The sequence below is a fragment of the Mesorhizobium sp. LNJC405B00 genome, from assembly GCF_000502615.1.
GTDB lineage: Bacteria > Pseudomonadota > Alphaproteobacteria > Rhizobiales > Rhizobiaceae > Mesorhizobium.
On sequence record NZ_AYWC01000001.1, the window covers coordinates 146,659 to 170,941 of the forward strand.

Consider the following 24,283-nt stretch of genomic DNA (forward strand, 5'->3'; position numbering starts at 1 on the left):
CCGCCATGCTTCGAGCCATTTCATCAGGCCTTGTCATTTACTTGGCCGGTATCCTCGCCGCGCTGGCCGACGGCGATGCAGCACTTGGCAAGAAAGTGTTCTACCGCTGCATGGCCTGTCACGAGGCGGCAAGCGACCGCGACAAGGTCGGCCCGCATCTCCTCGGTATCGTCGGCCGCACCGCCGGCACCGCCCAGAACTTCAACTATTCGCAGGCCATGAAGGACGCCGGCGCGGCCGGCCTCGTTTGGGACGAAGCCAACCTCAAAGCCTATCTCGGCGCTCCCAAGCTGAAAGTACCCGGCAACAGGATGGGCTTCTCCGGCCTGAGCAGCGACGAGGACATCGCCAACGTCATCGCCTATCTGAAGGCCGATCCGAAGCCTTGAACAGCGCGATGCGTAGCGTGATGGCGACGGCTTCCGCCAGCTGTCTCGCACTTGCAACTCATTGAGCCCTCTGTCGAATTCAGCACACCCACACTGTCCGAGATCGACTTCTTCGCAGCCGTCAAAGTTCAATGACAACTGAACAATACTTGGCCGGCTGGTTAATCACGCCATGACCCCGCCTTCATTGCCTTTCAAGACGACCAGGCATTTTTTTGTTTTCGGGGCGGGTCTTGTCTTGCGTCTTTCAATCCCCTGATACCCCACATATATTCGCCGCTGTTCGCAGCCAGCGACCGGAAGCCGAAGCGGGAGGCCCCTATGGCGACATTGCAGAATTTCGATGCCGAAATTGCCAAGACCAGGCAGGTCGTGCAGGACATGCGCTCCAAGATCGAGCAGTCGGGCACGGTGCTTGATACGCTGGCCACCGCCGACAAGAAGATCGGCGACGCCAATTTCGACATCGAGAATGCCCGCATTGAGGACGTGCTGAAGCAGCAGAAGGTGATGGAAGGCAACATTGCCGACCTGATCATCGGGCTGGAAGACGCCACCAACGTCTTCGGCACCGAATTCGAGAGCATGAAGAACTACACCGGCTGGGAAAGCTTCGTCGGCGTCTTCTCGGCGCAACGCAAGCAGCGCATGCGCACCGACCGCGTCCGCAACATGTCGCTGGCCGGCAATCTGCAGGAGCTTCTGGTCAAGTCCGACACCATCGTCGGCATCCTGAAAGCGCAGAAAGAGGTCCTCGACCAGCGCTACAAGACCTCGGAAAACAGCCTGTCGCAGGTGATCGAGCGCCGCAAGGTCACCATGACCAACCTCGAGGCAGTGCAGAAGCGCATCGAGGAGGTCAATCCGCTGCTGCTCGACATCGAAAACAAGATCGCCGCTTCTACCAGTCAGAAGGAGCGCACGCAGCTTGAGGGCGAGCGCTCGAAACTGGCGACCGAATACAATGAAAAGCAGGCCAAGGAGCAGGAGCTTCTGGCCGAAAGCCAGACGCTGGAACGCTACACCTCGATGTTCCAGACCTTCGTCGATTCGCTCAACAATCAGATCGCAGCGCAGTCGACGCTTATCAACAAGCTGACCATCGATACCGAGCAGCGCATCGTGCTCTACAAGGCACTGGAAGATTCCTTGAAGACCGCCGCCCAGCAGGATGTCGCCCACAAGATCAACACGCTGGGCAGCCAGGTCGACAACACCGCCGAAGAGACCATGGCCGGCATTGGCGCCGCCTCGCAAAAGCACATCGGCGATCTTCTCGAAATGCACGAGAAGAACATGGTCGCCAGCTCCGACATCCAGCGCCGCAAGAAGCTCGCCGACGACGCCTTCGCCCGCCGTTTCGACGACGTGATGAAGAAGCACAATTCGGCCAACTACGTGCAGTCGTAAGGAGCGGCTGCACGCGGGCACACCGGCATGACTCCCGAAAACGAAGCGGCGGCGCGCTATTTTTCCGCCATCACGGCGGCACTCAGCGGCCTTGAAGTGTTCATGCGCGACGACCGCTCGCCGCTTTACCGGCACGGCATCGTTGCCAAGATCGTCGCCGAATACATTGCCCGGCTGGACAAATCGTTTTCCTGCTGGCGCAACCGGCTCGGCTTCATGGACACGTTCCGCATTTCGCGCGCCGACAGCGGCTATCCCGTCTTCCAGAACCTGCTCGAACTGGAAAATGACCGCCGCCAGGCCGAGGCGCGGCTGGCCAACATTCCGCTGGCCGGCGAATTGCGCGAGGAAATGGCCGACTTCATCCTGCGCCACAAGGAATTCCCCGAAGCGCTGCAGAAGTCGATGGCCGAGCGGCTCTATCTCGAGGACGTCAAGAGCGAACAGACTTTTGGCCCGTTCTCGCTGGCGCAGACGGCCAAGGTCTCGGTCAATCCAAAGACCGGGCGTCCCTATTACCTCGTGCACTGGGCGAGCTTCGACGGCAGCGCCAACCTGCCGCTCGTCTACATGGTGACGGTGGAGGATTCTTCCGAAAGCATGATCCGGCAGCTCGTTGACAGCAACGGCAAGCTCAATGAACGGGTCGACATCCCGCTGCCGGTGGACGGCCTGCTCAACCCCGAACTCGCCCATCGCTTCGACGATTTCACCGAGAAGAATTCCGCCTACACGCTTTCGCCCGCAACGATTGCGGTCAATCTCGACAAGGATTTCGAGCCGCTGCACCCTAAGCAGCTGCGCCGCGTCGTGCTCGGCCCCTTTTATTCCGCAGGCATTACGGACAACAATTCGACCGTGACCGAGGTGCTGGCCAAGGTGCGCAAACCGGAAAATGCCTGGCTGCTCACCTGGACCATCCAGGAGGTCTACTCCAAGGGCGAGAAACCCGGCCGCAAGGGCCTGTTTTCGAGCGAGAAGACCACGCAGGAATTCTTTATCAACACCGACGATCTCGAAGCCGCGCGCCAGGGTGTGTCGAGCTACGAGAACCACGCCCTGATCCCGCACGAAGCCTATCAAGCACTCTACGCCGCCGGCGAAGCTCAAAAGATCTTTTCCGGCTACAAGGTTCACATCCTGTCAAATGGGCAGGTGATTTCAGATGTCTGACCGTCACATCGCGGAGCATCCTTCATGGACACCGGCCTGACCACCATTCCGGAAGCGGCTATCGAAAAGCACCGCGCAACCGCGCAAAGCTTCATCACTCGCGTCGTCGTGCTGGAGGATCCTTCACGCGAATCCGGCACCGCGCTTGCCGGCACCAACCGCCGCTTCGTCTCCACCGTCTCGGTCGGCTCGGTGCGCCGTACCCGCGAGGTCGAGCTTACCAAGACCGTCGCCGCGATCCATCCCGACGACCAGTTGATGAGCATCCCGCAGCACACGCTGCTGTTCCGCGCCCGCCGCGGCCTGGCGATTGCGCTCGCCATCTCCGACGTCTTCGCCGAGGGCTCCGACCTCGAAAGCCTCCAGGCCAAGAACACCCGCGCGCCTCTTGAGGGCGATGAGGCGGCGACCTTCAAGAAGCTTCTGTCAGCCTCGGCTTACGTTTCAGCCTTCAGCCTCGCCTCTTACCTGTTCCAGCTGATCGACAGCGACGGCGAGGCTCCCAACGATATCCCCGAACCGGACTTCCTGTTCGACACGCCGCAGGACGCGGTGAAGTCGATCGTCGCCGGGTTGGACAAGGCGATTGCAGGCTCCAAGGACGATGGCGACCTGACGACGCGCGCGCGAGCTTTTGCACGGGTCGCCATTGATGGGCTGCTGGCCCGCAAAGGCCGCTTCGACGGCATCGGTCCGTTCGAGAACGCCCATATCCGCATCGACGCCGACGATTTCACCCTCGACGGCTTCGACGTCGCGCCCGGCAAGCGTTCGAAACCGCTGGTGATGACCTTCAAGAAGCCCGAAGAGGTCGTCGGCAACCACATCGCCAAATACCAGTCGGTCAAGCTCGCCAAGATGCTGATGGCCTATGATTTCGAGCGCGAGCTGAACCCGTTCGTCGAGCTCGGCGGCTTCCTCTTCACCTTCATCGGCGATGGCGCGCCGGGCACCGGCAAGACGACGCTGATCCAGATGATCGCCGGCCTCGTCAACAATTATTGCCAGGTTGCCGGCTATCCCTTCGCCTATGAGAATTTCGGCGTCGACCAGATCTCGTCCTACCAAGGCAAATCCGGCCAGAATTGCCGCCAGTTCATCAACAATGTCTTGAACCCACGTGTCATCGGTTTCGGCACCGTCGACGACATCGACCAGGTGGCGGCCCGCCGCTCCGACGACCGCGCCTCGGCCGGCCAACAGGAAATCACCGGCGTCTTGATGGACGCCTTTGCCGGCGCCGGCACGGTGGTGCGCGGCAATTGCTCGTTCGGCATGTTTTCCAACTATCCCGAAAATGTCGACGATGCGCTGCGCCAGCGCGCCGGGGCCCGCTGGCTGGTCGACGGCCCACAGAGCCGCGACGACTATATCGACATCTTCGTCCTGCTTGCCGGCAAGAACCACAAGATCCCACTCGGCGACCACAAGCTCTACGCCGCGCAGGAGATCCAGCGCGCGGTGACCGAAGCCTATGCGGAGCACGAGAAGCCTCAGGAAGACGGGCTGATGAAGGTCTATGAGCGCTACATGAAGGAGAATGGCGCGCCGAAATCGATGGCCGACATCGGCACCTATCTGCACCTGATCAAGGATGCCGAGCCGCGCTTCACCGGCCGAGCCATCAAGAACGTCACCGACGCCATCAAGATGCGCGCCATGGACATCGAGCTGCCCGACGACTGGTTCGAGAAGCCGGAAGCCTTCATGCACAAGGGCTACGACGAGAAGAAAGCCATGATCGAGGAACTGCGTGGGCCGTTCTCGATGGACATGGTCATGCAGGAGATCAACCGCTACGCCGACTCGGAGTTCCGCTATTCCGACAAATCCGACGACGCCGCGGTGGAGAAGCTGCTGCGCGACGCACGCCTGCGCGAACGGGCGGGGCGCGAGATGGAGGAGATGAAGAAGAAGGGGCTGTGGAATGCGTGAGCTTCCTTCGCTGCCCGCGGGTGCTGAAAGGCTTGGCGCTAACGCTGACGCCCCCCTCTCCCCGTCCTTCACGGGGCGAGGGCAAGGGTGAGGGGCGGCGCATGCGTGGACCAGAGATCGCTACGACCATACTGGCGCTATCGAACAGCGCCTCGATCGGCACATCCGGACCCATGATCTTCGATTTATTGCCGCCAATGGCCATGGGGAGACATGTCCTTGAATGCTAGCGCTGCCCCTCACCCTTACCCTCTCCCCGTGAAGAACGGGGAGAGGGAGGCGTCAGCGTTGGCGCTTCGCCACAACAGGCAACGCCGCTCGGAACGTTCTGCATGAGCCACGCCAAAAAGCCCGACCTTCTCCGCGACAATGAGCTGATCTACGGCCGCTTGCTCACCGTCGACGAGCCGCACCTCATCCAGCGTTACAACAAGGCGCTTGTCGCCTTCGGCCTCAAACCGACCAAGCTGACGAGCTTCCAGATCGACCGCACCGGCTTCTCGCCCGAAGTGGCCGAGGAATGCGGCGATTACGATTATCTCGACCCCAACGAGGTCAACCGCCGCTTCATCATCCTGACGCCGTCGCAGATCGATCTGCCGGTGGTGCACACCGCCTTTTCCAACACCTCGCAGCTGATGTTCGAGTTCATGTCCAAGAACCAGCGCGCCATCGATGCGCTGACGATCAAGGATGTCATCTACGGGGAGATCGAGGATTCCGTTCCCCTGGTCAACGACATCGAGGATCTGCTGTCGATCAGCCAGGTCGAGTTCAGGGTGCTTTCGGCCGAGGACGTGCTGGGCAAGGCCGCCGAACTCGGCAAGCTGGTCGACCGGCTGAAGCAGGAGCCCGATGCCTGGCGCGACAACACCATGCTGAGCCGTATGGTGGAGCTGGCGAAGGTCTGCGGCGATATCCGTGAGAATGCGCTGGTGCCCGACCAGGTGATCTTCCGCCACAACGCCTACTGGACCAGCCATTTCGGCGGCGTCTACGTCTTCGTCGATCCTGATATGACCACCGTCATCGGCGACCCGGCCGCCCCCGGCTTTCGCCGTTCGCGGCCCTGGCAGGTCAGCTATCTCTCGATCAACGATGCCGACAAGGTGTTCAAGTTCCTGGCCAGCACCGGCCGCATCGAACTGCCGCGCGCGTCATGGGTCGAAAGCTCGGGCTATCTCGAGCATCGCGCCGAGATGGTGGTGCGCGCTCTCATCCGCGACACAGAGCCGAACCGCAATTTGACCGAGGTCGACAAGGTCTGGCTGCAGACCTGGATCCATGGCCATGCCGATCTGATCACCAAGGACGGCAATTTCCCCTTTCTCAACGCCGCCAAGCGTGAGATCGCCCAGCTCGGCCATCTCAAGATCGAGGATGTGTTTCCGCAACAGCGCTTCCTGGTCGTGCGTGGCAAGCCCGACCATCCCGACGCCTGGCTGACCAACCAGCTGATCTCGGATTTCGTGCCGCAGGACTTTGTCTCGCGTTACGTCTTCAACAAGCCGGGCTTCTACAAGGACTATGACGGCTACAGCGACGCCTGGCGGTCGCATGTTGTGGACGTTCTGAAAACCACATATTTGAAAGACAAAGTGGCGTTTCGCACGCGCCTTTACGGCCTGACTGACTGAGGGGTGAACGAGAGCCATGCTTGATCCGATCGTGAATTTCTTCACCCGCATCTTCCAATGGATAGGCCGCGGCATCGGCCTCGTCATCGGCGCGATCCTGTGGCCGTTCCTCTGGGCTGGGCGCTGGTATACGCAGCGCGGCTGGATCCTGAAGGCTGTGGTCGGCCTCGCGCTTCTGGTGTTGATCGGCCTCTACGCCAATTTCTTCTACGCCACCCAGTGGTGGAACAAGTTCGATCCCAACTACGTCGACAAATACACCTTCGAGAACCGCAACATTTCCGCCGGCGAACAGGTCGCGGCCGGCGCCGGCACCGACACCGCCAAGACCTGCGGCAATTCGGGCATCGCCCAGGTGGCGGCCGACCTGACGGACTTCAACGTCAACCAGAATGCCTGGATCTCGTCGATGATCCTCTACAAACTCGGCCTGTTCGGCATCGACTGGGACAACACGCCGTTCATGGACAACAAGGCCTCGTTCCAGCGCGGCATCAACCAGGCGGTGCGGCGCACCGCCACCGAGCTTGCCGACAATCTCGGCCGTGTCCGCACCACATCGCAGATCGACGGCGACCTGCAGGATGCGCGCGGCAATCTGCAGTTCGACGAGGAGACCTGGTATTTCGGCCTCAACCCGTTCGGCCCCAAGACGCCGACGCCGAGCTATTATCGCGATGCCGTCACCAAGCTGCGCTCCTTCAACGCCCGCCTCGGCAGCTGCCAGGCGACGTTCGATGCCCGCGCCGACAATCTGAAGCAGTATATCGACCGCATCTCTTCCGACATCGGTTCGACATCGGCGATCCTCAAGGAGCGCGCCGAAAACCATAACAATGGCTGGTTCGACTTCCGCGCCGACGACCGCTTCTGGTTCGCCTATGGCCAGCTCTATGCCTATTACGGCCTGATGAAGGGCGCCCAGGCCGACTTCGAGGACGTCATCAAGGAAAAGCATCTCGGCAATCTGTGGGACACGATGGATGCGCAATTCGTCTCGGCCCTGCGCATCCAGCCCTTCATCATCGCCAATGGCCGCGAGGATGGCTGGATCATGCCGACGCACCTGACGACGATGGGTTTCTACGTGCTTCGCGTGCGCTCCAACATGGTCGAGATCAGCAACGTCCTGACTCAGTAGCGTTCACTGCTTTCCCGGCGAGCGATGGCGAATTTGCGCCGTCGCCTCTGTCGCATTCCGTGCATTGGGCGGCTGTTTTGAGACGGCGGAACGTCGCGTCCTCTGGCTTCTATACGGCGCGGCAACGGAGCCAGGAAGAACCGGCGACAGGTCGGCCGGCCGCGGAGACACTTTCTTCATAGGAAACATAGTTGCATGCAAGTTGACGCCGCGGGAGCGACAGGGTTAGAACATGCCCGCGCCCGGGTTCAACATGCCTGCGAGTGAGATCAAACCCGTCCCCTCCACCGTCCAATCCGAAGGAAAGCCGTCATGGCCGAAGTGAAGTCCGACATCGAGATCGCGCGCGGCGCCAAGAAAAAGCAAATCCAGGAGATCGGCGCCAAGATCGGCATCCCGACCGAGCACCTTTTGCCCTACGGCCACGACAAGGCGAAGATTTCGGCCGAATTCATCAAATCGGTGAAGGGCAACAAGGACGGCAAGCTGATCCTCGTCACCGCCATCAACCCGACGCCGGCCGGCGAAGGCAAGACGACCACCACCGTCGGCCTTGGTGACGGTCTGAACCGCATCGGCAAGAAGGCGATCGTCTGCATCCGCGAGGCTTCGCTCGGCCCGAATTTCGGCGTCAAGGGCGGTGCCGCCGGCGGCGGATACGCGCAGGTCGTGCCGATGGAGGACATGAACCTCCACTTCACCGGCGACTTCCACGCCATCACCACGGCGCACAATCTTTTGTCGGCGCTGATCGACAACCACATCTACTGGGGCAATGAGCTCGGCATCGACACCCGCCGCGTCGCCTGGCGCCGCGTCATGGACATGAACGACCGGGCGCTGCGCGAAATCATCTGCTCGCTCGGCGGCGTCGCCAACGGTTATCCGCGCGAGGCAGGCTTTGACATCACCGTCGCCTCTGAAGTGATGGCGATCTTGTGCCTTTCCACCGACCTCAAGGATCTGGAAAAGCGCCTCGGCGACATCATCGTCGCCTACCGCCGCGACAAGAGCCCGGTCTATGCCCGCGACTTGAAGGCCGACGGCGCCATGGCGGTGCTGCTGAAGGACGCCATGCAGCCAAACCTGGTGCAGACGCTGGAGAACAACCCTGCCTTCGTGCATGGCGGCCCGTTCGCCAACATCGCGCATGGCTGCAACTCGGTGGTCGCCACCACCACGGCGCTGAAGCTCGCCGACTACGTCGTCACCGAAGCCGGCTTCGGCGCCGACCTCGGAGCCGAAAAATTCTTCGACATCAAGTGCCGCAAGGCGGGTTTGAAGCCGGCGGCTGCCGTCATCGTCGCCACCGTGCGCGCCATGAAGATGAATGGCGGCGTCAAGAAGGAAGACCTCGGCAAGGAAAACATCGAGGCAGTCAAGAAGGGCTGCCTCAATCTGGGCCGCCACATCGAGAATGTGAAACAGTTCGGCGTGCCTGCGATCGTGGCGATCAATCATTTCACCACCGATACCGAGGTGGAAATCCAGGCGATGAAGGATTTCGTCGCCTCGCTCGGCGCCGAGGCGATCCTGTGCAAGCATTGGGCCAATGGCTCTGCCGGCATTGAGGAGTTGGCGCGCAAGGTCGTCGAGATCGCCGAATCCGGCGCCTCGCAGTTCGCGCCGCTCTATCCCGACGCAATGCCGCTGTTCGAGAAGATCAACACCATCGTCCAGCGCATCTATCGCGGCGACGAGGCGATCGCCGACAAGTCGGTGCGCGACCAGCTGCATGCCTGGGAGCAGGCCGGCTACGGGCACCTGCCGGTCTGCATGGCCAAGACCCAATATTCCTTCTCGACCGACCCGAACCTGCGCGGCGCGCCGACCGGGCACACCGTGCCGGTACGCGAGGTCAGGCTTTCGGCGGGCGCCGGCTTCGTCGTCGTCATCTGCGGTGAGGTCATGACCATGCCCGGCCTGCCCAAGGCGCCGTCCTCGGAAAAAATCTTCCTCAACGAGATCGGCCAGATCGAAGGCCTGTTTTGAAAATTTCGAGATCGTTGCGAGATCCAAGAAGGGCGGCCACTGGCCGTCCTTTTGCTTTTCGGGGACAGATTTGCCTATGCAGCGTTGCGCGCCAGCGCGCGCTGGTTGGACGCATAGGGCGTGTCGCGTTCGGGCAAAGCACCGGTCTTCAGGCAATCGATCCATTCGGCGGTCTTGAGCACGGCCGCAAAGCGCGACTGCAGGATGATGGACACCACGCGGTGGATCTCCTCGGCCGAGGCGTAGCCGGCGCCGTTGGCGTAAGGCAGCGAACCGGTGGCGTCGGACAGGAACTCGACCGCAAAGCCGACATGCGCGGCGTGGATGATGGTCGACAGGTCGCAATTATGCGTCATGTAGCCGATCACCGTTATCGTATCGATGGTATTGGCGCGCAGCCACGCCTCGAGGTCGGTGCCGGCAAAGGCGCTAGGCAGTGACTTCTCGACATAGTGGTCGCGGCTTCGCCGGGCGATCTCGGGATGCAGGTCGCCGCCATGGCTGCCCTTGGCGAAGACTGGCGAGGTCTCGGGCGCCATCTGCTTGACGACCACCACCTTCACGCCGGCCACAGCGGCGGCATCCATGGCGCGCGCGACATTGACGACGCTGTCGCGGAACGGCGGATACTGGATGGCGAGGTTGCCGCCGTCATAGTCGTTCTGGACATCGATGACGATGAGCGCGCGGCGCGGGGTGTTGGCGGACATGGTGTTTTCCTCTCAGGCTTGAATGGGCCAGGTCGAAAATAGACGGATCGCCCGACTGCCAAAAGTGGCCCGATTGACATCATTCGAAAGAATTGGGACAATTCGCTTTTCGCTTGCTGGAAACACGCATGGCCGACCCGATCATTGCCGTTCTCGCCTTTGACGGCATCAGCCCGTTCCACCTCTCCGTGCCGTGCGTGGTGTTCGGCACCGACCGCACCAAGCTTGGCTTGCCGCGTTTCGACTTTCGCGTCTGCGCGCTCGACGATGGAGCGATCCACACCGATGCCGGGCTGACCATCGCGGTGCCGTATGGCCTTTCCGCATTCGACGATGCCGACATCGTCATCGTTCCGAGCTGGAAGGATCTCGAGGCCCCACTTCCGCCGCCGCTCCTGGCAGCGCTCACCCACGCGCACCGGCGCGGTGCGCTGATCGTCGGCCTCTGTCTCGGCACCTTCGCCATTGCCGCCGCCGGGCTGCTTGCGGGCCGGCGTGCGACGACACATTGGGCCTCCACCGACCGGCTGCAAACATTATACCCGGACATCGAAGTCGACGCCGACGTGCTCTATGTCGACGACGGCGACATCGTCACCTCGGCCGGCGTCGCCGCCGGGCTCGATTGCTGCCTGCACATTGTGCGCGCCCGCTATGGCGCAGAGGTAGCGCTGCGGCTGGCCAGGCACATCGTGCTGTCGCCGCACCGGCAGGGTGGGCAAGCGCAGTTCATCGAGCGCCCGCTGGCGAAAACCCCGGCCACCGACCGCTTCACCCTGGCGCTCGACACGGTGCGGGCAACGCTCGGACAAACGCACAACCTCGACCGCGTCGCGGAGGCCGCGGGCCTGACCCGGCGCACTTTCACCCGCCGTTTCCAGAAATCGATCGGCACCAGCTTTGGCGAATGGTTGGCCGGCCAACGCATCGAACTGGCGCAACGGCTGCTGGAGGCGACGGAAAAATCGATGGACATGGTGGCCTTCGAAGCCGGCTTCGGCAGCGCCACCTCGCTGCGCCAGCATTTCGCCGCACGGCTCAAGACGTCACCGGCCCAATACCGGCGTGAATTCTCGCGGCGAGCCGGTCCGGACGAGCGTATGGCACGCACGGCTTCATACTGACCGCCCACGACGAGTTCAGCCCCGCTTGACCGCCCGCGCCGGATTGCCGACCACCGTGGTGTTGTCAGGGACGTCGCGCGTCACCACCGCGCCGGCGCCGACTATGGCGCCATCGCCGATGCTGATGCCGCCGAGGATGATGGCGCTGCCGCCGATCCAGGCGTCATTGCCGATGGTGACCGGCCGGGCAATCTCCAGTCCCGACTGACGGCCCGCGGCCTCCTTGTGGTGCTCGGCGCAGTAGATCTGCACATTGGGGCCGAGAAGCGTCCGCCTGCCGATACGCACCGGCGCGGGGTCGAGGATGGTGCAGCCGGCATTGAGGAAGGCGCCGTCGCCGAGATGGATGTTGAAACCGTAGGCGCAGTGGAAAGGCGCCTCGATCCGGGAGCCTGCGCCCGCGCTGCCGAGCAGCGCCAATAGCGTCGGGCCGATATTGCCGCGTTGCTGGGGCGGCAGCGCGTTGTGCTCGAACACCGCATCGCGCGCGATCACGCGGAGCGCCTCCAGTTCGTCGTCGATGCAGGTGTACCATTCGCCTGCAATCATCCTTGTGCGTTCGCTTCCGGCCATCACAGCGACTCCGTCCCTTCGTCGTGTTCGACTGTTTACCAAAGTACAATGCTCACTGATGGAAGAAGCACCATCGCCTACTCTCGTCAAACGCAGGACCTATGCTAGCTTGCCCTCGGGGGCCAGTCCCGGGCCTGCTTTCGAGGGGATCTAAATGCTCTATTTGCTTGCACTTCTGATCGGCGTCATTGCCGGTCTTCGCGCCATGACCGCGCCGGCCGCGATCGCCTGGGGCGCGTATCTCGGCTGGCTGCCGGTGGCCGGCACCTGGGCAAGTTTCATGGGCCATTGGGCCGCCGTCGGTATCTTCACCATCCTCGCCATCGTCGAACTGGTCACCGACCAGCTGCCCTCGACGCCGAGCCGCAAGGTGCCGCAGCAATTCGGCGCCCGCATCCTGCTTGGCGCCTTCAGCGGCGCGGTGATCGGCGCCACCGCCGGTTCCACCATTGCCGGCCTGATTGCCGGCGCCATCAGCGCCGTCATCGGCACCTATGGCGGCGCCGAAGCGCGCGGCCGGTTGGCCGCCGCATTCGGCAAGGATTTGCCTGCCGCCCTCATCGAGGACGCGGTGGCGATCATCGGCGGCCTGCTGATCGTGGCGGCGGTGGTATGACTGCCCAAGCCTCAGACGCCAAGACATACGACGCCATCATCATCGGCGCCGGACAGGCCGGCCCTCCTCTCGCCGGCCGGCTGACGTCAGCCGGCATGAGCGTGGCGCTGATCGAGCGCAAGCTGGTCGGCGGCACCTGCGTCAACACCGGCTGCATGCCGACCAAGACCATGGTCGCCAGCGCCTATGCCGCGCATCTGGCGCGGCGTGCCGCGGACTATGGCGTGACGTTCTCAGGCCCTGTCGGCGTGGACTACAAGAGGATCAAGGCGCGCAAGGACAAGGTCACCAATGACTCCCGCACCAATCTGGAGACCTGGATCGCCGGCATGAAGGGCTGCACGCTCTATCGCGGCCATGCCCGCTTCGAATCCGCCAACACGGTGCGCGTCGGCGACGAGCTTCTGACTGCCGAAAAGATCTTCCTCAACACCGGCGGCCGCGCCTCGGTGCCCGACCTGCCCGGCGTCAACGACGTCGACTACCTCACCAACTCCTCAATGATGGACCTCGAAATTCTGCCGCGCCACCTCGTCATCGTCGGCGGCAGCTATATCTCGCTCGAATTCGCGCAGATGTTCCGCCGCTTCGGTTCGGAAGTCACCGTCATCGAGAAGAGCCCGCGCCTGACCGGCCGCGAGGACGACGACGTCTCAGCGGCCATCCTGTCGGTCCTCGAGAATGAAGGCGTAGCGGTCCATGTCGGCGCCGACAACATCGGCTTTGCCCAACAGGGCGAGGACATCGCCGTGACCTTCTCGTACGGCAAGCCGCCGGCTGTCGGCTCGCACGTGCTCCTGGCGCTCGGCCGCACCCCCAACACCGACGATCTCGGTCTCGACAAGGCCGGTGTCGCGGTCGACCTGCGCGGCTTCGTCACCGTCGACGACCAGTTGCGCACCAGCGTGCCCGGCGTCTGGGCGATGGGCGACTGCAACGGCAAGGGCGCCTTCACCCACACCTCCTACAACGATCACGAGATCGTCGCCGCCAATCTGCTCGACGACGATCCGCGCAAGGTCAGCGACCGCATCGAGGCCTATGCGCTCTACATCGATCCGCCGCTCGGCCGCTGCGGCATGACCGAGGCTGCGGTGAAGAAATCCGGCCGCAAGGCGCTGGTCGGCCAGCGGCCAATGACCCGCGTCGGCCGCGCCATCGAAAAGGGCGAGACGCAAGGTTTCATGAAGATCCTGGTCGATGCCGACACCAGGCAAATCCTCGGCTGCTCCGTGCTCGGCCCCGGCGGCGACGAGGCGGTGCACTGCGTGCTCGACCTGATGTACGCCAAGGCGCCGGTCGATACGCTGGCGCGCGCCGTGCATATCCACCCCAACGTCTCGGAGCTGTTGCCAACCATCGCCCAGGAGCTGAAGCCGCTCGCCTGATATGACTCCGCGTCAAGCTCAGCGCTTTCTGCATTGGTGCGTTGCAGCAATGTGCATTGCGCGCGGCAAGGCTTCTCGTTCAGTCTGAATTGAACCGATTCAGTCTGGATTTTCCATGCCTTTGCCGATCCTTGCGCTTGCCATTGCGTCCTTCTGCATCGGCACCACCGAATTCGTCATCATGGGCCTGTTGCCGGAGGTTGCGGCCGATCTCGGCGTGTCGATCCCCTCGGCCGGCCTGCTGGTCACCGGCTATGCGCTGGGCGTCGTCTTCGGCGCACCCATCGTCGCCATGGCCACCGCGCATCTGCCTCGCAAGCCAGTGCTGGTCACGCTGACGGCGATGTTCGTCGTCGGCAATCTGCTCTGCGCCATTGCGCCCAATTACTGGCTTCTGATGGCCGCGCGCGTCTTCACCGCGTTTGGTCATGGCGCCTTTTTCGGCATTGGTTCCGTCGTTGCCGCCAGCCTGGTGCCGCGCAACAAGCGCGCCAGCGCCATGGCGATGATGTTCGCGGGATTGACGCTCTCCAACATTCTCGGCGTTCCTGCCGGCACCGCGCTTGGCGAAGCCTTCGGCTGGCGCTCCACCTTCTTTGCCGTCGTCGGCATCGGCCTGATCTCTGTTGCCGCCATCGCCTGGCTGGTGCCATCCAATGTCGTCGAACCGAGCGGCGGCGGCCTGCGCAGCGAACTGCGCGTGCTGGGCAAGCTGCAGGTCTGGCTCGCCATGCTGATCGCCTCGCTGGCCTCGGCCAGCCTGTTTGCCGTCTTCACCTACATCAAGCCCTACCTTACCGATGTTCCCGGCCTGTCGACCTCCGCGGTCACCTGGGTCCTGCTGCTGTTCGGCGCCGGCATGACCATAGGCAACATCATCGGCGGCCGGCTGGCCGACTGGAAATTGATGCCGACGGTCATCGGCACGCTGCTTTTGATGGCAGTTCTGTTTGTCGGCTTCATGCAGTTCGGCGCTATCGCCAGCGTCGCCATCGGCGTCGTCTTCTTGTGGGGACTGCTGATCTTCGTCGTCGTGCCGCCGCTGCAGATCCGCGTCGTCGAAGCGGCTTCGGAAGGGCCGAACCTCGCCGCCACGCTCAACCAGGGCGCATTCAATATCGGCAATGCCAGCGGCGCCTGGATCGGCGGCGTGGCTCTGTCGGCCGGCGTTTCCTATGCTCATTTGCCGCTGGTCGGCGCGGTGCTGGCCCTGCTGGCGGTCAGCGTAGCCGTTGTCTCGCAGGCGCTCGAAGGATCGGCGCCGATAGCGACGGTTCCGGCCGCCGCCGAATAATTCCATTGCGCCCATGGCGGCTCGAACTGTACCAATCGACAGCCCTTCGGCAAACGTGCATGTGTTCTGCCTCTTATCCTGGAGGCATCCCATGCAGAAATCGATCGAACGCATCGCCGGCGACACCGAAGGCGTTTCCTACGAATTCCCGGTGTTCCGCTTCGCCGGCGCCGACGCGGCAGCACCTTCGGCCTATCTGCAGGCAGCACTCCACGCCGGTGAATTGCCTGGTGTCGTCGCCATCGACGCCTTGATGCCGGCGCTGAACAAAGCCGAAGCCGAAGGCCGCATCAAGGGCAACATCACGGTCGTGCCCTGGGCCAATCCGATCGGCCGCGCGCAATATCATTTCGGCGAGCACCAGGGCCGCTTCCATCTCGGCACCCGCAACAATTTCAACCGCGGCTTTCCACTGCTCGCCGCGCCCGACGCCAAGCTATTGCCCGACACCACGCTTGGCACCCCCGACCAGCGATTGAAGACCCGTCTGGTGCAGCTGTCGCTCGGCCACGACATCGTGCTCGACCTGCATTGCGACGACGAGGGCCTTGCCTATCTCTACGTCCACGCCAGCCTGTGGCCGGCAATGGCCGATTGCGCCGCCGCCATGGGTATCGACGCCGTGGTGTTGTGGAGCGAGGACACGGACGGCACCTTCGAGGGCGCCACGATCATGCCCTACCAGAACGTCCCCGCCAACGTGGCGAAGCTCGACCGCCGCGTTGCCACCACGGTAGAATACCGTGGCATGCTGGATGTTGACGGCGCGCTGGCAAGTTCCGATGCCGAAGGCCTTTACCGGCTGCTGGCGGCGCGCGGCGTCATCGCCGATACCGCCCTTCCCGCACCCGGCGCGTTCAAGGGCCTCGTCGCGCCGCTGGAGAACATCGACATGATGCCGGCGCCCCGGGCCGGCGCCATCCTCTACGACGTCAAGCCCGGTGACCGAGTCGCCAAGGGCGCGCGCCTCGCCACCATCGTCCACACACCGGGCGAGGCCGGCGGCCGCACCGAAGTGCTGGCGCCGCAGGACGGCGTCATCCTGACCCGCCGCTCGCGCCGCATCATCCGCGCCGGCGAGGATCTCTTGAAGCTGGTCGGCGACAAGAAGAGCGCCGACGCGAGGTCAGGCACGCTGGAGGACTGAGCTAACCCGAAATCGCCAGCCGCGCCTTGGCCTCGAGCCATTCGGCCATCTGCCGGTACGGCACCGGGCCGTGGCTGACACGGGCGACACCAAGCTCGGCCAGGCGCTGGCGCGGCGGCACATGCGCCAGCGCGATGACGTTGACCGGCAGCACGGTGGCCTTGCACAGCGCCTCGATCAGACCCTCGTCGCCGAGCCCCGGCGCAAAGAAGCCGCTCGCTCCTGCCTTTTCATAAGCGTGCGCCCGCTCGATGGCCTGGTCGAGCAGCACGCTGTCATGCACATCCGGCTTGGCCTTGAGGAAAATGTCGGTACGGGCGTTGATAAAGGCGGGAATGCCGGAAGCCTTCACCGCCGCCGCTGCCGCCTCGATGCGCTTCACCTGTATGGCGATGTCGTGCAGACCGGCGCCGCCGACGATCTGGTCCTCGAAATTGAAACCGATGGCGCCGGCCTGCAGGGCACGTGTCACCGTCTGGGCGACAGTCACCGGCTCGACGCCGTAGCCGCCTTCGAGGTCCATGGTCACCGGCAGGTCGACTGCCGCCACGATGCGCTTGATGTTGTCCAGCGCCAGCTCCAGCGGAATTTTCTCGCCATCGGCATAACCAAAAGCAGCCGCGACCGGCCAGCTTCCGGTGGCGATCGCCTTGGCGTCCGCCTTCTCGACGATCTTGGCCGAGCCCGGATCCCAGGCATTGTAGAGAACGATCGGGTTGCCCCTGACGTGGAGCGCATGGAACCTGCGTGCGCGCTCGATCTGCTCGGTCATTGCTGTCTTCCCGTCTTTCCGATGTTGGACGAACAGTCTAGGCAGGACCCCAAGCCTTGGCGATGTGCCATGGGCTGCGGAAGCGGCGGCCACAAACAGGCCTTTCAAACCTGTTGCGCATCCGGCTTTTCGCCGCTATGGATTTCGCCCATGAACATGCGCTCGATCAAGACCGTTTGGTGGTGGGCTCGCTGACAGCGGCCTGTTCGAACGCGTGCGCGTGAAAATAGAGGGTGGCCGCAACGGAATGTCCGGGCGGCCATTTGTTTTTTCAAAGCCATTCCCGGGTCCGTTGCCCCAACAAGCCATATGGAGACGGCAATGACGATGAAGGCTCTGGAAACCGGCGCGGAAAGCTTCGTGACCGCAGGTGGTGTCACCATCACCCGCGAACGCCACGACAAGCCTTACGCCGGTGCGATCGATGCCTATGTCGATGGCTTGAACTCGCGCCGTGGTGCGGTGTTTTCCTCGAATTACGAATATCCGGGCCGCTACACACGCTGGGATACGGCCATCATCGATCCGCCGCTGGTGATTTCCGCGCGTGGCCGCGCCATGCGCATCGAGGCGCTGAATGGCCGTGGCGAAGTGCTGCTGCCGGTGATCGGCAAGACGCTGGCCGGCGTTGCCGAGGTGACGATTGCTGAAACCTCGAAAAAGCTGATCCGCCTCGATGTCGCCAAGCCCGGCCGCGTCTTCACAGAGGAAGAGCGCAGCCGCGTCCCCTCTGTGTTTACTGTGCTGCGCGCCATCACCGCTCTGTTCAAGACCGAGGAAGACGCCAATCTCGGCCTCTACGGCGCTTTCGGCTATGACCTCGCCTTCCAGTTCGATCCGGTCGATTACAAGCTCGAGCGCAAACAGAGCCAGCGCGACCTGGTCCTGTTCCTGCCCGACGAGATCCTGGTCGTCGACCACTATTCGACCAAGGCCTGGACCGACCGTTACGACTATTCCGGCGACGGTTTTTCGACAGAAGGCCTGCCGCGTGACGAGATCGCCGAGCCGTTCAAGACCGCCGACCGCATCCCGCCGCGCGGCGACCATGAGCCTGGCGAATACGCCAATCTGGTGCGCAAGGCGATGGATAGTTTCAAGCGCGGCGACCTGTTCGAGGTCGTGCCCGGGCAGATGTTCTACGAACGCTGCGAGACGCAGCCTTCCGAAATCTCGCGCAAGCTGAAGTCGATCAACCCGTCGCCCTATTCCTTCTTCATCAATCTCGGCGAAAACGAGTATCTGATCGGCGCCTCGCCCGAAATGTTCGTGCGCGTCAACGGCCGCCGCGTAGAGACCTGCCCGATCTCCGGCACCATCAAGCGCGGCGACGACGCCATTTCCGACAGCGAGCAGATCCTGAAGCTGCTCAATTCCAAGAAGGATGAATCCGAGCTGACCATGTGCTCGGACGTCGACCGCAACGACAAGTCCAGGGTCTGCGATCCGGGCTCGGTGCGCGTCATCGGCCGCCGCCAGATCGAGATGTATTCACGCCTGATCCACACCGTCGATCACATCGAAGGGCGCCTGCGCGAAGGCATGGATGCCTTCGACGCCTTCCTGTCGCATGCCTGGGCGGTCACCGTCACCGGCGCGCCGAAACTGTGGGCCATGCGCTTCATCGAGCAGAACGAAAAGAGCCCGCGAGCCTGGTATGGCGGCGCCATCGGCATGGTCAATTTCAACGGCGACATGAACACCGGCCTGACGCTCCGCACCATCCGCATCAAGGACGGCATTGCCGAGGTGCGAGCAGGCGCCACGTTGCTCTTCGACAGCATCCCCGAGGAAGAAGAAGCCGAAACCGAACTGAAGGCATCCGCCATGCTCTCCGCCATTCGCGACGCCAAATTGGGCAATGCCGCAGGCGCCGAACGCACCACCGCGCGCGTCGGCGACGGCGTCAACATCCTGCTCGTCGACCACGAAGACTCCTTTGTCCACACACTGGCCAACTATTTCCGCCAGACCGGTGCCAATGTCTCGACCGTGCGTTCGCCGGTGCCGGAAGAAGTCTTCGAACGGCTGAAGCCCGATCTCGTCGTGCTGTCGCCCGGACCGGGCACGCCGAAGGATTTCGACTGCGCCGCGACCATCAAGAACGCCCGCGCCCGCGACCTGCCGATCTTCGGTGTCTGCCTTGGCCTGCAGGCGCTGGCCGAGGCCTATGGCGGCGAACTCAGGCAGTTGCACGTGCCGATGCACGGCAAGCCGTCGCGCATCCGCGTCTCCAAGCCCGGAATCATCTTCTCCGGCCTGCCCAAGGAAGTGACCGTCGGCCGCTACCACTCGATCTTTGCCGATCCGGTGCGGCTGCCCGACGATTTCATCGTCACCGCCGAGACCGAGGATGGCATCATCATGGCCTTCGAACACCGCAAGGAGCCGATCGCCGCCGTCCAGTTCCATCCGGAATCGATCATGACGCTCGGCCACAATGCCGGCATGCGCATCATCGAAAACATCGTTGCGCATCTGCCGCGCAAGGCCAAGGAAAAGGCCGCTTAGAAACGATGGCGGCAACGGACAACATGGCGGCGATCGCAGCGAAGGCAGCGGCCAGGCAAAGGATCGCCAGCCTTGCCTTCTGGTCGATTGTCATCGCCTGCGTGGTGCTCGCGCTCAAGCTTGCCGCCTGGTACGTCACTGGCTCCGTTGCGCTCTATTCGGATGCGCTGGAGTCGATCGTCAACGTCATAGCCTCGGCCGCCGCCTATTGGGCGGTCCTGGTCAGCTACAAGCCGGCCGACCAGGACCATCCGTTCGGCCACCACAAGGCCGAGTATTTTTCGGCGGTGCTGGAAGGCGTGCTGATCGTGCTCGCCGCGCTTTTGATCCTCAACGAGGTCTGGCGCTCCTGGCAGACGCCGACCCCGCTCGAACAACCCTGGGAGGGCTTGGCGATCAACGGCGTCGCCACCGTCATCAACGCCTTCTGGGCCTGGACGCTGATCCGCGCCGGGCGCAGCGCAAAATCACCGGCGCTGGTCGCCGACGGCCGGCACATCATGACCGATGTCGTGACCTCGGTCGGCGTCTTCGGCGGCCTCGTCGGCGCTATCCTGACCGGTTGGCAGATCCTTGATCCGGCGCTTGCCGTCATCGTCGCGCTCAACATCCTGTGGCAGGGCTGGCACGTCATCGGCTCGTCGATGAACGGGCTGATGGACCGCGCAGTGGACACGACCGAACACATGCACATTCGCGACATCATCTCGGCCAATTGCAAGGGCGCGCTGGAGGTTCATGACCTCAAGACCCGAATCGCCGGCCGCGCCACCTTCATCGAGTTCCACCTGGTCGTCGACGCCGACATGACGGTCGGCGCCAGCCACGTCATTTGCGACCGCATCGAGGACGCGCTGAAGGCTGAAATCCCCTCCGTGCGCGTCACCATCCATGTCGAGCCGGACGACGAGGCGAAGCTGCCGAAAGGCACGACGGCGGTGCCGTTCGCGTGAGGAAAAACTCAGGGCATCATCCTCGGGCGAGGATCTGCCGACCTCGCCGGATCGATTGCGCCATTACCGCCATGTGGGGTAGCCCGCCAATGGCTACATCCAGGCGTTGATTGCCTCCAAATCGGGCAGCGCCTGCTGCTCAAGGGCGCGCCAGCTCGGCCTCGGCAAAAGCGTAGTCAGGCGAACCGTCTAAGTTCGTCAATCCAACTCGGCAAGCGAAGTCCGATCCAAGGTAGCACCCGCTTGCGATCGGCTCATCATGTGTCGGTCGAGATGTCATCCCATTCCTGCCCCATATACCCAATCAGCCAATTGAGCGCGTAATGACGTTCGACAACCACGTCTCGTTCCAATCCTGCCGGCACGGCTTTCCCATTCACCCGCGCATCCATCACAGCCCAATTGTACCGATAGATCAGATCGGCAGCATCGAGAAGCTCGCTTTGCGGGCGCAAATTGGCCCGCTTGAGCAGCCCTTCCGTGTCGAGGTCACGCAACACCGAAACCATACGCGACACATCGCAAGGCTTGTCTGGACGCCCAAGGTTTTTGAAGACTTGCAACGCCCACAACATCACGAAAGCCCCTTCATAGCGCCAGCTAAAATTTGCGCGATCTTGCTCGGTTGCAACGGGGTTACCGACAAACGCTTGCTCTTTGGGCGTAAAAAACCCTTCGGCTCCAAACTGGCTGATCAAGTTGCTTAAAAGATTTCGATCATTGGTCTCCGCTGTGACGGCCACGATCACCAGTGCGATGGCGCGTTTAACCACCTCGTCCTTCGTTCGTCGCCGACTTTCGGCTTCGGTTTCGATCGTCGGCAAATGGTCGATGAACGGCACGCCCTCCTTCTTCAACTGTGCTGTTGAGGCCGCCTTGCGAGCCTCAGCCTCGCCTTCAGCGTTGGCGGAACCGATGAAAGCCAAGGAAGTCAGAAAACCAAGAAAGCTGCGACGCATCATATTCATTTCCAAATGGCTGCTAAAGTGACTAAGGCGCACACGCCGACTGCGGCATGGCCTCCAACCGGTAAACCTTGTCGTCCGACTTCGTCTTGCCATCCGCCGTCTTCGAGCACAAATCGACGATCGCCAGGCTGCTGTTGGGATTGGCGAGCATCATGGTGCCGTTGGCGCCGCGCTTGAGGAAGATTTCCTTTTGCGCGATATCGCAGGAAAAATTGCTCATCTTCGAACTGGCCGCGCAGCGCCATTGATCCGCTTCACCCTGGCAGGAATAGGTCTGCGTGACCTTCGTCCCGTTCTTCCTGGTGGTCACCGAAACGGCGACATCGGAGCCGTCGGGCCAGTTGGCGACATCGCCTGAGGCAAAGGAGGCGAGTTCGACCGGCCCGCGGAAGACCCGGATCGATTGCGTCACCTGGTCGGGATGCGAGGAGAGATGCGCGGCATCGTAGTCTCGCCCGAAACAGAAAGGCTGGTCCGGCTTCAGTCGCTCGCGCAAGGGAGCCCCAAGCGCCGGATCGATCGGGTCGATCTTGGCGAATTCAGCCTGGCAGGTTGCGGCCGGCATCGGGTCGAGGCGGAAATTGTTGTCCTCCGAGCCCAGAGCCTGCCGGTCATATTCGGCTTCGCCCAGTTCGTCTTCCGATCCGGCGTCGAGATAGAGATCGGACGAGACATCGGTAAGGATCAGGCGGCCTTTGTCATCGAGCTTCAGCGACGCCATGGTGCGGTCGCAGTCCATGCCGCAGCGGACCGGACCTGACTTGCCGTCCTCGGACTCGTGATTGCACCAGCCGCCGGCCCATTGCGGCGCCTTGGCGCCGCGCACCGTGGTGGTGAGAAAACCGTTGTAGGAGGTGTCGGCGTTTGCCATCGGCTCTTCGTTCGGATGGCTCACCGGATCATGGCCATAGAGGAAGAAGATCCGCGCCACCTTCTGCTTTGGATGCGCCTTGAGGTGCGCCGCATCATAGACGCGGCCGAAACACGCATCGGCGCCATTCGGGCTGAGTTCGGGTAATTTAAGCGCATCGCCGGCAAGGGCCGAACTTGCAAGCGCGCCGAGCAGCACGCAGCCAAATCCAGCGCTGGCAACAACCTTCCACTTCCTGAACGCCATGTGACCCCTCCTCGCATCGACAGGACGTAACGTCAATTTATGCTAGTATCATGGCCGCAGCCATGCAATTTGCGGTGAGCGCAAGCCGAGAGGATGCCATGCGTCGACGCGACATGTTCCGGGCCAGCCTTGCCGGCGCCGCCGGCCTGTTCGGGCTGAGCCGGGCGGCCGCCGCTGAAGACAGACCGAAGGTCGCCTATCACCTCAGCGACCTCGATAAGGTCAACTTCGTGCTCGGCAACATCAACAACCACTATGAAGGCACCGGCGGCAATGTCGACATCGTGCTGGTCGTGCATGGTCCGGCCCTTGCCGGCTTCAAGTCGAAAGGCATATCGGCGGCGATCTCGGGACGCTTTGCCGGCCTCGTCCAGCAGGGCCTTGAGCCGCATGCCTGCGGCAACACCATGCAAGGCATGGAGATCACGCTTGCCGACCTGCTCGAGGGCTTCCACGCCGCCGACAAGGGCGGTGTCGTCAAGCTCGCCGAACTGCAGCGCCAGGGCTACGCCTATCTCCGGCCCTGAGCCGCCGCGGGCTTGAACGTGAAGGCCATGAGAGCCTACGAAGGGCGGCCAAACATCCCGAAGGAAAGTGCTCATGACCGCGACCACCCTCGTCATCCCCGATCTTGCCGGCAAGGCGGTGCTGGTCACCGGCGCTTCGACCGGCATCGGTGCCGCCCTTGCACTGGCCTACGCCGGCCAGAAATGCCGGGTCGCCCTGCACTACAATTCGAGCCGGGAGGCCGCAGAAACGCTGGCCAAAAACATCCGCGACAGCGGCGGTGAGGTGTTCCTGACACAGGGCGACTTCTCACAGGCAGCCGATGTCGAGCGTGTCGTCGAGGAGAGCGCCGAAACATTCGGGCGGCTCGACGGGCTGATCAACAATGCCGGCGGCATGCTCGGCCGCGTGCCCTATGCGGAGCAGACCGAGGCGCACTACGACGCGGTGATGGACCTCAATGCCCGCTCGGTGCTGACGGCCTCGCGCAAGGCGATGCCATGGCTGAAGAAGCAGGGCGGCTTCATCGTCAACACCTCGTCGATCGCGGCGCGCAATGGCGCTGGCGGCGGCGCCGGGCTGTACGGTTCGGCCAAGGCCTTTGTCTCCAATGTGACGCGCGGCATGGCCAAGGAACTGATCGGCTTCGGCATCCGCGTCAACGCGGTGGCGCCGGGCACCATCGCGACACCCTTCCATGAGCGCTATTCCACCGACGAGCAGATGAAGGGCATGGTCGCCACCATTCCTCAAGGGCGTGCCGGCACGGCCGAAGACTGCGTCGGCGCCTATCTCTTCCTGTCCTCCGATCTCCTGAGTGGTTACATCACCGGCCAGGTGATCGAGGTGAACGGTGGCCAGTTGATGCCGTGAGCCGGCAATTGCATACTGCGTCTCGCAACCATGCATGTCGTGCGCACGTTTGC

21 protein-coding genes are annotated in these 24,283 nt (G+C 62.9%); 16 read left to right on the top strand and 5 right to left on the bottom strand.

Going from position 1 to position 24,283, the window contains the following annotated elements:
* Nucleotides 1-5: 5 nt before the first annotated feature.
* From X756_RS164310 to X756_RS164280, 7 genes are all read left to right on the top strand, one after another.
* Entirely contained in the window at nt 6-389 is a 384-nt protein-coding gene (locus tag X756_RS164310) for a cytochrome c family protein (RefSeq protein WP_023669991.1), read from the top strand.
* A 321-nt stretch (nt 390-710) separates the two neighbouring features.
* Entirely contained in the window at nt 711-1,799 is a 1,089-nt protein-coding gene (locus tag X756_RS164305) for a hypothetical protein (protein ID WP_023669990.1), read from the top strand.
* A 27-nt stretch (nt 1,800-1,826) separates the two neighbouring features.
* The gene (locus X756_RS164300) at nt 1,827-2,972 is read left to right on the top strand and encodes a hypothetical protein (protein ID WP_023683666.1); all 1,146 of its coding nucleotides are present in this window, start codon (nt 1,827-1,829) and stop codon (nt 2,970-2,972) included.
* A 24-nt stretch (nt 2,973-2,996) separates the two neighbouring features.
* Nucleotides 2,997-4,907: an ATP-binding protein gene (locus X756_RS164295; RefSeq protein ID WP_023728275.1), complete on the top strand. Its 1,911-nt coding sequence runs from the start codon at nt 2,997-2,999 to the stop codon at nt 4,905-4,907.
* A gap of 332 nt (nt 4,908-5,239) precedes the next feature.
* The gene (locus X756_RS164290) at nt 5,240-6,544 is read left to right on the top strand and encodes a DUF6638 family protein (protein ID WP_023728276.1); all 1,305 of its coding nucleotides are present in this window, start codon (nt 5,240-5,242) and stop codon (nt 6,542-6,544) included.
* 16 nt (nt 6,545-6,560) lie between these two features.
* Complete coding sequence (locus tag X756_RS164285; protein WP_023686165.1) at nt 6,561-7,685, top strand: DUF2333 family protein; 1,125 nt, start codon at nt 6,561-6,563, stop codon at nt 7,683-7,685.
* A gap of 312 nt (nt 7,686-7,997) precedes the next feature.
* On the top strand, nt 7,998-9,677 hold the full coding sequence (locus tag X756_RS164280) for a formate--tetrahydrofolate ligase (RefSeq protein ID WP_023669985.1): 1,680 nt from the start codon (nt 7,998-8,000) through the stop codon (nt 9,675-9,677).
* A gap of 74 nt (nt 9,678-9,751) precedes the next feature.
* Here X756_RS164280 and X756_RS164275 read toward each other — a convergent pair whose 3' ends face one another.
* Complete coding sequence (locus X756_RS164275) at nt 9,752-10,387, bottom strand: isochorismatase family protein (RefSeq protein WP_023728277.1); 636 nt, start codon at nt 10,385-10,387, stop codon at nt 9,752-9,754.
* A gap of 128 nt (nt 10,388-10,515) precedes the next feature.
* On the opposite strand from X756_RS164275, the gene X756_RS164270 reads away from it, so the two are divergent.
* Complete coding sequence (locus X756_RS164270; protein WP_023728278.1) at nt 10,516-11,511, top strand: helix-turn-helix domain-containing protein; 996 nt, start codon at nt 10,516-10,518, stop codon at nt 11,509-11,511.
* Nucleotides 11,512-11,526: 15 nt separating this feature from the next.
* Here the strand turns inward: X756_RS164270 and X756_RS164265 are convergent, their stop codons facing one another.
* Complete coding sequence (locus tag X756_RS164265; protein WP_023728279.1) at nt 11,527-12,084, bottom strand: sugar O-acetyltransferase; 558 nt, start codon at nt 12,082-12,084, stop codon at nt 11,527-11,529.
* Between the two features lie 154 nt (nt 12,085-12,238).
* Here X756_RS164265 and X756_RS164260 point away from each other — a divergent pair, with 154 nt between their 5' ends.
* The 4 genes from X756_RS164260 (at nt 12,239) to X756_RS164245 (ending at nt 16,529) form a co-directional block, all read left to right on the top strand.
* Entirely contained in the window at nt 12,239-12,700 is a 462-nt protein-coding gene (locus X756_RS164260) for a membrane protein (RefSeq protein WP_023728280.1), read from the top strand.
* On the top strand, nt 12,697-14,088 hold the full coding sequence (locus X756_RS164255; RefSeq protein ID WP_023728281.1) for an FAD-containing oxidoreductase: 1,392 nt from the start codon (nt 12,697-12,699) through the stop codon (nt 14,086-14,088). The genes X756_RS164260 and X756_RS164255 overlap by 4 nt, the downstream gene beginning before the upstream one ends.
* 115 nt (nt 14,089-14,203) lie before the next feature.
* Nucleotides 14,204-15,382 carry an MFS transporter gene (locus X756_RS164250; RefSeq protein ID WP_023728282.1) on the top strand — a complete coding sequence of 393 codons (1,179 nt, stop codon included), beginning with the start codon at nt 14,204-14,206 and terminating at the stop codon, nt 15,380-15,382.
* A 91-nt stretch (nt 15,383-15,473) separates the two neighbouring features.
* Nucleotides 15,474-16,529 carry a succinylglutamate desuccinylase/aspartoacylase family protein gene (locus X756_RS164245; protein ID WP_023728283.1) on the top strand — a complete coding sequence of 352 codons (1,056 nt, stop codon included), beginning with the start codon at nt 15,474-15,476 and terminating at the stop codon, nt 16,527-16,529.
* A gap of 1 nt (nt 16,530) precedes the next feature.
* Here X756_RS164245 and X756_RS164240 read toward each other — a convergent pair whose 3' ends face one another.
* A complete protein-coding gene (locus X756_RS164240) occupies nt 16,531-17,301 on the bottom strand; it encodes an isocitrate lyase/phosphoenolpyruvate mutase family protein (RefSeq protein WP_023728284.1) in 771 nt (256 codons plus the stop codon).
* 321 nt (nt 17,302-17,622) lie between these two features.
* Here X756_RS164240 and X756_RS164235 point away from each other — a divergent pair, with 321 nt between their 5' ends.
* Entirely contained in the window at nt 17,623-19,812 is a 2,190-nt protein-coding gene (locus X756_RS164235) for an anthranilate synthase (RefSeq protein ID WP_023728285.1), read from the top strand.
* Between the two features lie 5 nt (nt 19,813-19,817).
* Nucleotides 19,818-20,765, top strand: a complete 948-nt coding sequence (locus tag X756_RS164230; RefSeq protein ID WP_023683651.1) for a cation diffusion facilitator family transporter — start codon at nt 19,818-19,820, stop codon at nt 20,763-20,765.
* Nucleotides 20,766-21,022: 257 nt separating this feature from the next.
* On the opposite strand, the gene X756_RS164225 is transcribed toward X756_RS164230, so the two are convergent.
* Both X756_RS164225 and X756_RS164220 read right to left on the bottom strand, forming a co-directional pair.
* The gene (locus tag X756_RS164225) at nt 21,023-21,727 is read right to left on the bottom strand and encodes a DUF4272 domain-containing protein (RefSeq protein ID WP_023728286.1); all 705 of its coding nucleotides are present in this window, start codon (nt 21,725-21,727) and stop codon (nt 21,023-21,025) included.
* Nucleotides 21,728-21,755: 28 nt separating this feature from the next.
* Complete coding sequence (locus X756_RS164220) at nt 21,756-22,850, bottom strand: hypothetical protein (RefSeq protein WP_023728287.1); 1,095 nt, start codon at nt 22,848-22,850, stop codon at nt 21,756-21,758.
* A gap of 98 nt (nt 22,851-22,948) precedes the next feature.
* Between X756_RS164220 and X756_RS164215 the strand changes: the two genes are divergently transcribed.
* Nucleotides 22,949-23,377: a DsrE family protein gene (locus tag X756_RS164215; protein ID WP_023669972.1), complete on the top strand. Its 429-nt coding sequence runs from the start codon at nt 22,949-22,951 to the stop codon at nt 23,375-23,377.
* Nucleotides 23,378-23,450: 73 nt separating this feature from the next.
* Nucleotides 23,451-24,230, top strand: a complete 780-nt coding sequence (locus X756_RS164210) for an SDR family oxidoreductase (RefSeq protein WP_023728288.1) — start codon at nt 23,451-23,453, stop codon at nt 24,228-24,230.
* Nucleotides 24,231-24,283: the final 53 nt, after the last annotated feature.

Bases quoted from the DNA above. Each gene is read 5' to 3' on its own strand.
- X756_RS164230 (WP_023683651.1), top strand. From the start codon at position 19,818: ATGGCGGCAACGGACAACATGGCGGCGATCGCAGCGAAGGCAGCGGCC.
- X756_RS164245 (WP_023728283.1), top strand. From the start codon at position 15,474: ATGCAGAAATCGATCGAACGCATCGCCGGCGACACCGAAGGCGTTTCC.
- X756_RS164220 (WP_023728287.1), bottom strand. From the start codon at position 22,850: ATGGCGTTCAGGAAGTGGAAGGTTGTTGCCAGCGCTGGATTTGGCTGC.
- X756_RS164260 (WP_023728280.1), top strand. From the start codon at position 12,239: ATGCTCTATTTGCTTGCACTTCTGATCGGCGTCATTGCCGGTCTTCGC.
- X756_RS164295 (WP_023728275.1), top strand. From the start codon at position 2,997: ATGGACACCGGCCTGACCACCATTCCGGAAGCGGCTATCGAAAAGCAC.
- X756_RS164275 (WP_023728277.1), bottom strand. From the start codon at position 10,387: ATGTCCGCCAACACCCCGCGCCGCGCGCTCATCGTCATCGATGTCCAG.
- X756_RS164270 (WP_023728278.1), top strand. From the start codon at position 10,516: ATGGCCGACCCGATCATTGCCGTTCTCGCCTTTGACGGCATCAGCCCG.
- X756_RS164265 (WP_023728279.1), bottom strand. From the start codon at position 12,084: ATGGCCGGAAGCGAACGCACAAGGATGATTGCAGGCGAATGGTACACC.
- X756_RS164255 (WP_023728281.1), top strand. From the start codon at position 12,697: ATGACTGCCCAAGCCTCAGACGCCAAGACATACGACGCCATCATCATC.
- X756_RS164235 (WP_023728285.1), top strand. From the start codon at position 17,623: ATGACGATGAAGGCTCTGGAAACCGGCGCGGAAAGCTTCGTGACCGCA.
- X756_RS164215 (WP_023669972.1), top strand. From the start codon at position 22,949: ATGCGTCGACGCGACATGTTCCGGGCCAGCCTTGCCGGCGCCGCCGGC.
- X756_RS164310 (WP_023669991.1), top strand. From the start codon at position 6: ATGCTTCGAGCCATTTCATCAGGCCTTGTCATTTACTTGGCCGGTATC.
- X756_RS164300 (WP_023683666.1), top strand. From the start codon at position 1,827: ATGACTCCCGAAAACGAAGCGGCGGCGCGCTATTTTTCCGCCATCACG.
- X756_RS164250 (WP_023728282.1), top strand. From the start codon at position 14,204: ATGCCTTTGCCGATCCTTGCGCTTGCCATTGCGTCCTTCTGCATCGGC.
- X756_RS164280 (WP_023669985.1), top strand. From the start codon at position 7,998: ATGGCCGAAGTGAAGTCCGACATCGAGATCGCGCGCGGCGCCAAGAAA.
- X756_RS164285 (WP_023686165.1), top strand. From the start codon at position 6,561: ATGCTTGATCCGATCGTGAATTTCTTCACCCGCATCTTCCAATGGATA.
- X756_RS164240 (WP_023728284.1), bottom strand. From the start codon at position 17,301: ATGACCGAGCAGATCGAGCGCGCACGCAGGTTCCATGCGCTCCACGTC.
- X756_RS164225 (WP_023728286.1), bottom strand. From the start codon at position 21,727: ATGATGCGTCGCAGCTTTCTTGGTTTTCTGACTTCCTTGGCTTTCATC.
- X756_RS164210 (WP_023728288.1), top strand. From the start codon at position 23,451: ATGACCGCGACCACCCTCGTCATCCCCGATCTTGCCGGCAAGGCGGTG.
- X756_RS164290 (WP_023728276.1), top strand. From the start codon at position 5,240: ATGAGCCACGCCAAAAAGCCCGACCTTCTCCGCGACAATGAGCTGATC.
- X756_RS164305 (WP_023669990.1), top strand. From the start codon at position 711: ATGGCGACATTGCAGAATTTCGATGCCGAAATTGCCAAGACCAGGCAG.